At 70.7% G+C, this 13,827-nt stretch carries 2 protein-coding genes (1 of these 2 running past the window's edge); both read left to right on the top strand.

Annotated features, from left to right (window positions below):
* The first annotated feature begins 19 nt into the window (after window positions 1–19).
* Entirely contained in the window at window positions 20–1,567 is a 1,548-nt protein-coding gene (locus BJ991_RS02740) for a DUF7059 domain-containing protein (RefSeq protein ID WP_179487247.1), read from the top strand.
* Between the two features lie 328 nt (window positions 1,568–1,895).
* Window positions 1,896–13,827 carry the beginning of a Calx-beta domain-containing protein gene (locus tag BJ991_RS02735; protein WP_179487245.1) on the top strand. The gene runs 15,608 nt beyond the window's last position, so the window shows 11,932 of its 27,540 coding nt (coding positions 1–11,932); the start codon lies at window positions 1,896–1,898; the stop codon falls past the right edge of the window.

The following is a 13,827-nucleotide window of genomic DNA, read 5'->3' as shown; positions in this document are numbered from 1 at the left end:
CAGGTCGGATCGGGGTTGAATGGACGCCGTGACGCCGAACCCGGATCCCGATCTGTGCCGCTCGCTCGCCGACGACCTCCGCGGCGCCGGGTTCACCTCCGAGGCCGTGCGATCCGGGTGGGGCGAGGCTGCGGACGACGCAGTCGTGCGGGGACTCCGAGGACCTGCGCTCCGCGGGCTCGCAGGCCGCGACGACGCGGTGGCGGTGCTCTCGCGCCTGTTCGTGCTGGGCATGCCGCAGCCCGCGGCCGACGTCGCACGGGCACTTTCGCGCACAGGCGTCGAAGGCCTCGAGACCCTCGGACTCGTCGAGACGGTGGCGGCGGGAGGCGGTGATCCGGATGCGCGGCCGCTCGCGCTCATCCGCCCGCAGTCGTTCTCCGACGCCCGCGGCGACGGGGAGTGGTGGATCGCGAGCGACCTCGATGAGACGGCCTTGGGCGGACCGCTCCCGGAAGACCACGTGCTCGGCGTGGGCGGAGCGTCGCTCACGCTCGCCGCGATCCAGCTCCCGACGCCTGCAGAGCGGGCACTGGACGTGGGCAGCGGGTGCGGCATCCAATCGCTCCGCGCGCGTCGCGCCGTGTCGCGGGTCGTCGCGACCGACATCTCCGACCGCGCACTCTCCTATACGCGTCTGAACGCGCTGCTCAACGGCGTCGACGGAGTGGAGATACGCCGTGGGAGCCTCTTCGAGCCGGTGCGGGGCGAGACGTTCGACCGCATCGTGTCCAACCCGCCCTTCGTCATCACGCCTCGACGCGACGACGTGCCGGAGTACGAGTACCGCGACGGCGGCATGGTCGGAGACGACCTCGTCGCCGCCTTCGTCACGGGGGCCGGCGAGCACCTCGCGCCGGGCGGCATCGCGCAGCTGCTCGCGAACTGGGAGACGCGCGACGGCACGCCGGGTCTCGATCGCGTACGGGGGTGGGTCGAGGCATCCGCCGCTCCCCTCGACGCGTGGATCGTCGAACGCGAGTCGCTCGACCCGCTCGCGTACGCCGAGCTGTGGGTGCGCGACGGGGGGACGGTTCCCGGCACGCCGGCGTTCGCTCGGCTCATCGACGCGTGGCTGGACGACTTCGCCTCGCGCGGCGTGACCGAGATCGGGTTCGGGTATGTGCTGCTGCGGCGTCCGGCCGACGGGGCGCCGACGCTCGCGCGGTACGAGCGCGTCGCTCAGGCGGTGCCGGATCAGGCGGGGCTCGGCGAGCACCTCGCGGCAGCGCTCGCCGCCCACGATCGGCTGTCGCGGCTCGACGACGCGGGGGTCGCGGCATCCGTCTTCACGGTCGCTCCCGACGTGACCGAGGCGCGCCACCACCGCCCCGGCGAGGCGGACCCGACCGTCATCGAGCTGCGCCAGGGCGGCGGCTTCGGTCGCACGCTGTCGGTCGACCCCGCGCTCGCGGCTCTCGTCGGAGCCTGCGACGGAGACCTTCCGGCGGGCGTGCTCATCGACGCGATCGCGGAGCTTCTCGACGCGGATGCCTCAGTTTCGCGTAAAGATATGCTTCCGAAGGTACGTGAACTGGTGTTCGCCGGCTTTTTGACTTTCACCTGATCAGCCGATAGAAAATTGGACACACCTCGCACCGTCGCATCAACGTGTCAACAATCGCTTCACAAAGTGAGGCATTGACGTCCGCTTGAGAGCACGGCAGGATCCGGGTTCAGGCGTGCCGATCAGGCCGCCATGGGAGCGACGCACTCGATGGGGAGTAGTACGGGTGCGCCGCGCTGGGAAGGGTCGCGGGGTGCGGGCTGACATGACAGCGGGGCGAAGGGGCGGTGTCCACGCGTTTGCGCGGAGACCTTCCGCACTGACCGCCTCCGTCATCGCCATCGCGATGGCGCTCGTCCCCACCGCGGCCCCGGCACCGGGTTGGGCCTTGGACGACGAGCTCGCGCTGCGGGTCACCGGTACCGCTGCGGCGAGCTCGGCGGCGAGCGTGGCGCCGGCCGCCGTCGCGACGCTCGTAGACAGCGCGGTCGGACTGTGGGGCGCGGAAGTCGACCTTCGGATCCGCGTGGCCGACCTCCCTGGCGATCGACTCGCGGTGACACGCGGGCGCACGGTCACCGTCGACGCGACGGCCGCCGGCCACGGATGGTTCGTCGACCCGACGCCCACCGACTCGATCGAGTTCACGTCGCAGGACGGAGTCGTCGGCGTCGCCGGCAGCGGCCCCGCCGCGACGCGCATCGACCTTCGCACCGTGCTCGCGCACGAGATCGGACACCTGCTCGGACGCGCCGATGTGCACCACCACGGTGCGATCATGGACTCCCGCCTGCAACCGGGGCAGCGCTACCTCGCCGTGGGCGAGGACGCCGGGCTCGACCGCACCGTCGTGCGGGCACTCGCTCGCGGGGCCGTCGCCTTCCCGTTGCGCCTCGCAGCGGGGGACGACGGCGTCGCAGACGTCGCCCCCACGGAGGAGCCGACCACGAGCGATCCGGCACCTGCGACCGAGCCCGCACCTGCGACGGAGCCCGCGCCTCCCGCGGAGCCCGTCGCGTCGAGCGACTCGGGCACCGGATCCGCCCCCGTCACCGAGCCCGCCGTCGAAGGCGGCGCTTCCGTGGAGCAGGCGGAGGGTGACCCAGACCATGCCGCCGATGGGTCGGTCGCCGACCCGACGGTGTCCGAGTCCTCGTCGGCGACGACCGACGGCACCTCCGCCGAGACGATGGCCGCAGCATCCGAGACGGCGTCGGTCGCACCCGGCCCCTGGACTGTCGCTCTCACCGGGTCGGGCACGTGGACCGTGACCGTCGAGGAGGGATTCCTCGTGATCGGCGACCAGCGCCGCGAGCTGAGCACGATCACCGAGCTCATCATCGAGGGCACGTCGGGCGCGGACACGCTCGTGATCACCGCGGCCGCGCTCGCGGCGCTCGCGGGAATCGCGATCACGTTCGACGGACAGGGCGGCGCCGACCGCCTCGTCGGACCCGCGCTCGACGCGACCTGGAACGTGACGGGTTCCGGTTCCGGTGCGCTCGTCGTGGGCGGGCAGACGGTCGCCTTCCGCGGCGTCGAGGTGCTCGAGGGCGCGGCCGGCAACGAGGACGTCTTCGTGCTCGCGACGACGGGATCCGTCGCCGAGGTGCACGGGGGTGCGGGCGGCTACGACATCCTGCGGGTGTCGCCGACGGCATCCGGGTCTGTCGCCGCGTACGTGACGGGACCGCAGTCCGGCGTCGTCACGCGCGACGGAGTCTTGACCGCGTACAGCGGGCTGGAGCCGGTCGATGTGGCGTCGTGCACGATCTGCCTGGTCGCCGTCCAGGACGGCGTGGGCCACACGATGCGGGTGTCGCAGAACGGCAGCGAGGTGTGGGTCGAGTTCACGGACGGCTCGGGTGAGACGCATCGGATCGCGGCGACGGCAGATCTGACCCTGACGGTGCGCGGCGGGGCGGGCGCCGACACGATCACCGTGGAAGAGCTCCCCGCGACCGTCACGCTCATCATCGACGGCGGTGGGGGCGATGACATCCTCATCGGGCCCGACGTCGACACCGACTGGACGATCACCGGTGCGAACGCAGGCGCCACCGAGGCCTTCACGTTCACCGCGGTCGAGCACCTCGTCGGCCGGACGGGTGTCGACGTCTTCGCGCTCAGCGCCGGCGGCTCGATCTCGGGGTCGATCGCCGGAGGCGGAGGAAGCGATGCGGTGGTCGGCCTCGACGTCGACAACGAGTGGACCATCTCGGGGCTCGACACCGGCTCACTCGCGTGGGCGGGCGGCGCGGCCGCCGCCCTGTCGTTCACGGGCGTCGAGAACCTCATCGGCGGCAGCGCCGACGACACCTTCATCGTGCTGGCCGGCGGCAGCCTGTCGGGCGGCATCGAGGGCGGCGCCGCCGACGCCACGGCAGCCGTCGCCCCGCGCGACGTGCTCGACCTGTCGGCCCTGGGCGGACCGGTGCTCGTGATCCTCGCAGGCGGTGCGGTCGACATCTCGGCCGTGTTCTCGACGTCGACCGCGGCAGGCGATCCCGGCAGCGGCGCCGTGCGCTTCGACAACGCGACGCAGGACGAGGCGACCCAGATCTTCCTCGACGAGCTCGACGCCGACGGCCAGTCGATCATCGATGCGATCGATCGGATCGACACGGCGAACGGCGGTGGGCAGCTGCTCGTGACGGATGCCGAGGAGCCCACGAACTGGATCCTGTTCCAGCTGCTCGGGATCACCGTGCCCGCGCTCCCGGGCGGCTACCGCGTCCTCTCGGTGCAGGCGATCGGATCGAGTGGCGCTGCGCCTTTCTCCGATGGGTCCGATATCACGCTCTCCTACATCCCGCCCGCGAACCTCGTCCAGGGCTGGGGAACCTTCATCGACATCGACGAGATCATCGGCACGGCGTCGGGCTCCGACACGATCCGCGGCCCCCCCGACGCCAACGTGCGCTGGACCATCGACGGGGCGGACTCGGGCAAGGTCGCCGGCATCCGATTCACATCGTTCGAGAACCTCGTCGGCACAGACGGCAACGTCGACGTCTTCGTCGTCACGACCACGGGCTCGGTGTCCGGCTCGGTCGCCGGCGGCGCGGACGGCATCGACTCGCTGGTGATCGAATGCATCAGCTCGTGCGGCGGAGTGACCGCCGCCCTCTACAACGCAGCCGGTGCGGATGCCTCCGGCACGGCGGTCCTGTTCGGCCGCACCATCTCGTACTCCGGTCTCGACCACCAGCAGGCGATCTTCGCCGGCGTCGACACCGTGAAGATCGTCGGCACGTCGGGTGACGACATCATCACCCTCTCCGCAGGGAGCACCGCGCAGGAGATGCGCGTCGACTTCGCCGGCATCGGCTGGTACGACCCGACGACGGGCGTGATCACCAGCACCCTCACCTTCACGATCCCGCAGGTCTCCCTCGTCGTCGAAGGCGGCGAGGGCGCCGACACGATCGCGGTGCAGAGTCTCGCGGCGGGCTGGTGGAGCGGCGCCACGCTTCACATCTTCGGCAATCGCCGCCAGAGCGACGAGCTTCCGGTCTTCGTCGACGACCCCGCCGCCGATGTCGTGAACTTCACCGGCGACATCGACACCAACGGCGGCGTGCTCGAGGCGTACGCCGCGCACGTGTCGGTCTCGCCCGACGTGACGATCGACACTGGTGCGGGGTGGATCACCTTCCGTGTGCGGCAGATCGGCCTCGCGTTCGCCGAGAACCTCTCGCCGGTGTTCGTCTCGGACCGGAACGTGTCGATCGCGATCGGCGATCGCGCGGTGCTGCGCGCGACCGGCATCTTCCTCATCGCGCAGGCCGAGGACCGCAGTCTTGCGGAGTACCTCGGCGCGAGCAAAGAGGTCGCGAATTTCGTCATCGATCCGCTCACAGGGCTGCTCGAGGGCGCGATCGCCCTGCCGGTCAAGGTGCTCATCAAGTCGGCCACCGCCACCATCACGATCGGTGCCGACGCCGAGCTGATCGGCGACGACACGGTCGGCCTGTACGCGGTCGCCGGCGCCGCCGCCAACGGCACCGCCAGCAGCAGCATGTTCAGCATCGGGTACGTGCAGGCGACGGCGACGGCGATCGTCACGATCAAGCAGGGTGCCACCATCACCAGCACTGCGGCGATCGTCATCACGGCGACGGCCTCGGCGAACGCGGAGATGAGCTCGTCGACCGATCGCGACATAGAGAGCACGCCGAACCCGGGTGGTGCGCAGGTCGCCATCGCGATCGCGGTCAGCAACGCCGTCGCGGTCGCGACGATCAGCGTCGAGCAGGGCGTCACCATCGACGCCGGGAAGACCGCGAACATCCAGGCGGCCGGCACCGTCGAGTCGAAGGCGGAGGCCGAGTCGGGCCTGTTCGCCGACGGCACCGCGGGTCTCGCCTTCGCGATCGAGCTGTCGGATGCCGACATCGAGACCACCGTGCTCGGAACGGTGCGCGCCCGCATGGACGCCGGCTCGGTCGTGAAGATCGAGATCGATCCGAAGGTCACCGACATGACCAAGGCGGGTTATGTCGACTACACCGGCAACCGCATCAACGTCGGCCCCCACGCACTGGTCACCGAAGACACCGTGACCTACACGAACCGCCGCGGTACGAGCATCGGCGGATTGGTGGACGGACGCGAGTACTACGTCATCTGGCTGCCCGACGACCCGACGACGGCCAACCTGGACGAGTCCGAGTTCATCGCGCTGGCCTCGTCGGAGCGGAACGCCGTGCTCGCGACCACGTGCACGTATGACGGCACCTACGCGGACTATCTCGAGTGCCTCGCGAAGTACGTCGTGGACCTCAACCCCGCAGCCGGCCCCGCGACCGGCAACAATATCCGCAAGTTCGACTCATCGGACGTCGACGCGGCCGCCGACTCGATCACTCTCCGCTGGCCGGCCGGCACGGTGTTCAACACGTTCGAGCTCGGCCAGGCCGTCGTCTACCACCAGAACGGCAACGCCCCGATCGACGGACTCGAGGACGGCCACACCTACTACGTCGTCGCGAGCACGAACCAGACGAACCTGCAGGGCGACACCCGGTTCACCTCCGCCCAGGTCATCGCTCTCGCCGAGACCGAGAACGAGGCCCGCGCCGGCGTGCTGATCGACATCGGGCCGGTGTTCGGCGGCGGCGGAACGGACTACCGGTTCGAGGCCAAGCACGTGCTCGACACGGGATTCGCCACCGGCGTCGGGATCATCGCGAAGCTCGAGGCGAAGGATTCGTCGAGCGCGAGTGCCGGCCTCTCGGACGGCGGCCACCCGACGAACAAGTGGGCGAAGTTCAAGGAGATCATCGGCACGAACGTGCCCGACGAGATCTTCGGCAAGCTCACGAAGAAGTACACCGAGAACCACGCGAAGGCCGGCGTCGCGTCCAACTCCGGCCTGTCGGTGGGCGGCGCTCTCGCATTCATCTTCGCCGACCACGACGTCGTCACGGTCGTCGGGGCGACAGCCGTCATCGAGTCGAACGAGGACCTCGAGGTCAAGGCGACGATCGCGCAGACCATCAACATCAGCGCGGCGAGCGACATCGAGCCGCAGACCGACGCGACCGGCCAGACCGCCGGCACGAGCGCCGAGACCGCGATCAGCGTCGCGATCGCGGTCGCGATCTTCGACAACCTCGCCACCGCGACGGTGAAGACGGGCGCCGATCTCGACGGGCTGCGCGCGACGCGAGTGATCGCCGACGTCACCTACCCGTTCCTGACTCGGTTCGACCAGTACATCCCGCTGTCGTGGGGCGAGCTGGTGGACAAGATCCGCACCGACGGCCCCGACGCGATCAAAAACTACCTGAACACGACGCTGGGACTGCAGGGCCTGTTCAACGCCTGGACCACGGCGACCGCGAACGCGGAGGAGATCGGCCTCGCCGGCGCGGTGACGGTGCTCGTGCCCACCAACCGCGCGGTCGCCGAGGTCGAGGGCGGCGTCGACATCAACCAGAACCTCCAGTGGAGGGCATCCGACCACCCCAACAACCGCAACGTCGGCGGCCCGGGCGCCGATCCCGACGGAGTCGAGGGCGAGCAGGTCGTCTCGATCGAGGCGACGAACTACCAGCAGTTCCTGACGATGACGGGCAACTTCTCGCTGCCGGACATCGACCTCGACAAGCGCGACGCGAAGTTCCGCGACCGGCTCGAAGCGCCGTCAGTGAGCGAGGGCGGCAAGAAGGGCGGCGTCGGCGGGTCGTTCTACGTCTTCGTGCAGGACAACACGACGCACGCGCTCGTGGGAGACACCGCGCGGATCTACAGCGGGTTCGACGGCGGCTTCAACATGAAGGCCGAAGAGGCGATGTTCCACATCGACCTCGTGCAGTCCGGGTCGAACGGCGGCAAGTTCGCGATCTCGGGCTCGGTCGCCTATATCGGGCAGGACAGCGACACGCTCGTCAAGCTCGGGTCGAACGCGATCGTGACCGGCCGCGACGTGCGGTTGTACGCGGGCGACCTCACGACCCAGGCGACCTGGGTCGGTGGGATCGCGAAAGGTGAGGGCGTCGGCCTCGGGATCTCCGTCGCGATCAACGACCTCGACCGCACGACCAAGGCGGTCATCGGCGACCCGGATGCCACGCCGACGGCGAACGGCACCGCTCGCACCACAGCGAACAACATCGACGTCACCGGGGCGGTTGACGTCCTCGCGAAGCTCGACGGTGACCTCTGGGCCTTCTCAGTGGCGGGCGCGTTCTCGAAGCCCGGCGAGCCCGATGCGACCCCGCCGGACGGCACGCCCCAGAAGGCGCTCGACCTGCTCGGCGCACAGGCCTCCACACCGCCCACGGGCGTCGGCGTCGCGGGCGCCGCCTCGGTGAACCTGGTTCGCGACACCGTGCAGGCATCGATCGCGGATGCCGGGCACATCCACGCCGGCAACGTCACCGTCACCGCGATCGACGACTTCTTCCAGCTCGCCGTCACTGGCGGGGCAGCCTTCGCGGTCGGGCAACGCGAGGGGTCCAAGTCCATCGCGGGCGCTTTCAGCTACAACCAGCTCGACGTGAAGACGCTGGCGTTCATCGTCGCGACCGACCTCACGACGACCGGCGATCTCGCGGTGACCGCGACCCGTAGCGGGGATCTCTTCTCGATCGCCGCCGGCCTGGCCGGAGCGGCCGGCAACGAGAGCAAGGCGGTCGCGGGATCCTTCTCGGCGAACATGATCCTGAACGAGACGATCGCGGCGATCCGCGGATCCGTCGGCGACGTCGGCGGCGACGTCATCGTGCAGGCCAGCGACAGCACCCGCATCATCGCGATCGGCGGCGGCATCGGCATCGCGCTCGGCGGCGACATCGGCATCGGGCTCGGTGTGGGCATCAACCTCATCGGCACGACCACGAACCCGACGATCACGCGGGCGTCGATCACGTCCTCGCGGCTCACGATCGGCGGCACGCTGCTGACCGTCAAGGCGCTCGGCGTCAACGACGAGACCGGCCAGCGCATCTACGCCCTCGGTGCGGGCGTCGGCGTCGCGACCGGGCCGAAGGCCGACATCGGGCTCGGACTCATGCTGTCGGTGAACATCATCGTCGCCGTCACCGAGGCCTTCATCCGCTCCAGCGTCATCAGCGAGCGGGCCGGCACGAGCGGATCCGTCCTCGACGTAGAGGTCGAGGCGAAGGACGACTCGGGCATCGTCGCGATCGCGCCCGCCGTCGCCGTGGCGACCGGCCAGTTCGCGATCGGCGCGGGCGTCGCGTACAGCGAACTCGACATCGACGTCCTCGCGACGCTGGACGACGTCGACCTCACGATCGACGGCTCGCTGAGCGTCAAGGCGACGTCGGCGGGCGAGATCGGCGGCGTCGCGGTCGGACTCGCGGTCTCGCTCGGCACGTCGGGCAAGCTCGCGGGCGCGGCATCCGTCGTCATCAACATCATCGACATGACGGTCAAGGCGACGATCGCCGACACCGTCGCCGACTCCGCGGTCGGAACCTCGGAGATCAGCGCGGGCGGACCGATCACGGTGGAGGCTGCCGACACGTCGCTCATCGTGTCGATTGCGGGCGGCGTCGCCGCATCCACGCGGGGTGCAGCCGTCGGCGCGGCGATCGGATACAACCTCATCTCGAACGAGATCGAGGCGTCGATCGAGACCGCCTCCGTCGACGCGCGGAACTCGGCATCCGATCTGTCGGTCACGGCCACCTCGCACGCGATCCTCGTCGCGATCGGACTCGGCGTCGCCGTCACCGGCGGAAACTTCGCCCTCGGCGGCACGCTGCTGGTCAACTCGATCGCCAACACGCTCGATGCGCACATCGCGAACAGCCCGAGCATCCACGCCGGGCGTGACGTGATCGTCACCGCGACCGAGTCGGTCGTGCTGGTCGCGGTCGCGGGCGGTGTCGGTGTTTCGTTCCGCGGCGCAGCGATCGGTGCGGCGATCTCGTACAACTTCATCGGCGGCGGGCAGTCCGAGGCGAACCCCGACCTGCTCAACAGCGAGACGGATGCCGTCGACCAGATAAGCGCGCGCATCGACGACGCGCGCGTGACCGCCGGCCGCGACATCGTCGTGAAGGCGGGATACCAGCCCTCGATCTCGGACATCCCCCCTTCGGTCTCACTGGGCGACATCACCGTCGACATCCCCGGTGACCCGACCGACTCCGACGACCCGAGCATCGACTCGGGCGTCCCGTGGACCTCGACCATCGTGAGCGTCGCGGTCGGCGCGGCTGCAGCCGACAGCCTCGCCGTCGGCGGGTCGATCACCGTCAACGTGATCGCGCACGACATCGTCGCGGCGATCACCGGATCCGCCGCCACGCCGGTGCAGGCCGGAGGCAGCATCCTCGTGCAGGCGACCGACGAGATCACGGCCGTCGCCGTCGCGATCGGCGCCGCGCTCGGACAGAACGCGGCCGGCATCGCGGTGCCGCTTCAGATCGACCTCTCGACCGTCCAGGCGTTCATCGGCGCCGGAGCGGTCGTGGACGCCCTCGGCGGCGGAGGCGGCCTGCTCGCCCGCACCGGGACCAAGGACTCCTCGGACACGGCGCAGGCAGAGCTCATCAAGGGCGTCGCCGTCGTCGCGACCGCGTTCGAGACGATCCGCACGATCGCCGTCGGAGTCGGCGCGGGCGCGCGGTTCGGCGTCGCGGGATCCGGCTCGGTGAGCGTGCTCGACCGCACCGTCGAGGCCTGGATCGGCGACGGCGCGATGATCAACCAGGGCGTGACGGGCGAGAACGTCGACCAGGGTGTGCTCGTGCGTGCATCCGACCGCACCGACCACATCGGCGTGGCCGGGTCGATCGCGCTCGGCGGCATCGCCGGCGTCGGCGCCGGCGTCGAGGTCGGTGTCATCACCAAGCGCACGAGGGCCTGGATCGGTGCCGGCGCGCAAGTGCAGGCGCAGAAGGACGTTCGCGTGCTCGCGTCGTCGTCCGAAGACATCGTGTCGGTCGCCGGTGCCGGCGCCGGCGGGATCAACGTCGGCATCGCAGGGGCGGTCGACGTATACGTCATCGACGTCACGTCCACCGCGCAGATCCGCGGTACCGCGGCCGGGGCAACCCCGACCCGCGTGCTCGCCGAGGGCAGCGTGCTCGTGTACGCCTCGTCGGCGACGCAGGTCGACTTCATCGCAGGCAACGTCGCGGCGGGCGGCGCCGCCGGCATCGGCGGTGCGGTGGTGGTGCCGATCGTCACCAAGACGACGGATGCCTCCATCGGCACGCGGGCGGAGGTGGACGGCCGCGGCAACCGGGCCGGCATCGCCGTGCCGAGCGGCTTCGGGGTCGAGTTCGTCGCGTACGGAAGCGACCCGTCGCAGGTGACCGCGCCGAGCATCTCGAACGACGACGTCGGCTACGACCCGAGCACGTCCGACGACGACCCGCTCGTGGATGAGCAGCTCACGGGGCAGCGCGTGGTGACGCCCGCCATCCGATCGGGCTTCACGGGCGTCGCGGTCGTCGCGCTCAACCGGGACGACATCGGGATGTTCGGCGTCGGCGCCGCCGCGTCGGGCACCGTCTCGGTGCAGCTGTCCGCCGCTGTGCACGTCATGACGGCCGAGACCACCGCGACGATCGGCGAGGGCGCCCGCATCAACGCGACCGCGGGCACGGAGGGCGCCGGCCAGAGCGTGCTCGTCGTCGCGGCGAACGACTTCCAGCTCCTCGGCGTCGCGGGCGGCGCGGCGATCGCGGGCGCCGTCGCGGTCACGCCCGGCGTCGAGGTCGCCGTCATCGACAACACCGTCAAGGCGCAGATCGCCGGATCCGCGCGTGTGGAGGCCGTGCGAGACGTCGAGGTGCGCGCGCAGGCGGCCGAGGACGCGCTCGTCGTAGTCATCGCGATCGCCGGATCGGGCACTGTCGCCGTCGCCGGCGCCGTCGGTGTGATCGTCATCGATGCCACGACCTACGCCTCGATCGGAGCCGGAGCAGTGGTCGTCGCGGGGGGCAACGTCGTCGTGCTCGCGTCCGACGCGACCGACATCGACCACTTCGGCCTCGGCGCGGGCATCGGCGTGGGGGCGGCGGGCGTCGGCGTCGGCGTCGCGGTCGCCGTCATCACGAAGGACACGCGGGCGTGGATCGGCGCGGCCACGGTGGACGCGGCCGGCGGAGCGGGCGCGATCACGACGTACGACGGCACACTCAGCGACAGCGGTGAGCTCGGCACCACGACCGACGCGCACGGCGTCCTCGTCGTCGCCGTCAGCGATGAGAACGTGCTCTCGATTGCCATCGCCGGCGCCGGCGGGTTCGGCGCGGGCGTGGCGGGCGCGGTCACCGTCGAGGTGATCGATGCCGACACGCGCGCCTTCATCGACAGCGGCGCGCGCATCAACACGACCGCGCAGGATGCGGCATCCGCCTCTCAGGACGTGCGTGTCGTCGCTGTCAACACGCTGACCGTCCTCGCGATCGCCGGCTCGGTCGGAGTGGGCATCGCGGGCATCGCAGGCGGCGTCGAGGTGGGAGTCGTGCACAACGACACCACCGCATTCATCGCGGGGACTGTGAACGCGAAGCGCGACATCGCGGTCACCGCGCTGGCCGACCGGTCGATCCGCAGCTTCGCGGTCAGCGCGGGCGGCGGTGTGGTCGGACTCGGCGCCGCGGTGTCGGTGTGGACGCTCGGCGGCAACCTCGTGGCTCAGTACTCCTACGCCGACAAGGACGAGGACGGCGACGCGACGACGCGCAGCGGCAACGTGCTCCAGGGCCAGAACGAGAACGGCGGCACGACGTCGATCCTGGCGGGCATCGACGCGATGCTGAACGGCGGCGGGGCCTCGAGCGCGCTCGGCGGTGTCGAGAACCCGGGCGAGGATCCCGACAACCCGGGCCAGACCGCGGGCGACAGCCGCAACTCCGATCGCCTCCGCGACACCGCGGGGAAGGCGCAGACCGCCTTCGACGGCAGCACCCCCTCGGGATCGGTGACCGCCGCCACGGCGCAGCCCCCGGCGACCGCGACGGTCGGCACGCAGACGGTGCCGGCCGGCACCACCGCGTTCATCGGGCGCAATGCCGACATCAGTGCGGGCCGCGACGTGCTGCTCGACGCACGGGCCCGGGTTTCGGTGCTGCAGGTCGGCAGCGGCGTCGGGGTCGGCGGAGTGGCTGCGGGCGCGGGCGTTGCGATCCTCACCTTCGACGACGACGTCACGACGTTCATCGCGACCGGGGCCGACGTCGGCGCGGGCGGTGCCGTGTCGCTCGAGTCCCGCCTGAAGGCCGAGCTCGACGTGCTGGCGATCACCGCCGGACTCGCCGGCATCGCGGGCATCGCCGCCACCGTGATCGTGATCAACGACCGAGGCACCGTGTCGGCCTACCTCGAGAACGCGGCGTCCTCCGCATCCGCGGCCGTGATCAGCGCCGCCGGCTCGGTGCTGCTCTCGGCGGAGCGCGACGTCGACATCGAGACCTCCGCCCTCGCGGCCGCCCTCGCGGCGGGCGTGGGCCTCGGCGCCGCCGTTGTGATCGTGACCTCGAACGGCACCGCCGTCGCGGCCGCCGGCATCAACTCGCGCATCGGCGTCGACGCGCCGATGGCGCAGCGCACCGTCGGCGACGTCGAGATCACCGCCAAGGCGGTCGCCTCGGTCAGCTCGTTCCGCGACGCCGAGGTGACGATCATGGCCCTCGCGGGCGGGACCCTCGGCGTCTCCGCCGGAGTGCTCAACGTGACGATCGGCACCTCCGGCGCGTCGATCGCGACCGCCGAAGTGCGCCGCGGCAGTTTGATCTACTCTTCGGGCGCGGTGCGCGTCGCGGCGAACTACTCGCCCACCGTTGATGTGACCGGCGGAAACGTCAGCGTCGGGGTCGTGGCGGTCG

The organism is Microbacterium immunditiarum (assembly GCF_013409785.1).
Lineage (GTDB): Bacteria > Actinomycetota > Actinomycetes > Actinomycetales > Microbacteriaceae > Microbacterium > Microbacterium immunditiarum.
The sequence above is the reverse complement of the archived record's forward strand: the minus strand, read 5'-3'. Positions and strand labels throughout refer to the sequence as shown.

Bases quoted from the DNA above. Each gene is read 5' to 3' on its own strand.
- BJ991_RS02740 (WP_179487247.1), top strand. From the start codon at position 20: ATGGACGCCGTGACGCCGAACCCGGATCCCGATCTGTGCCGCTCGCTC.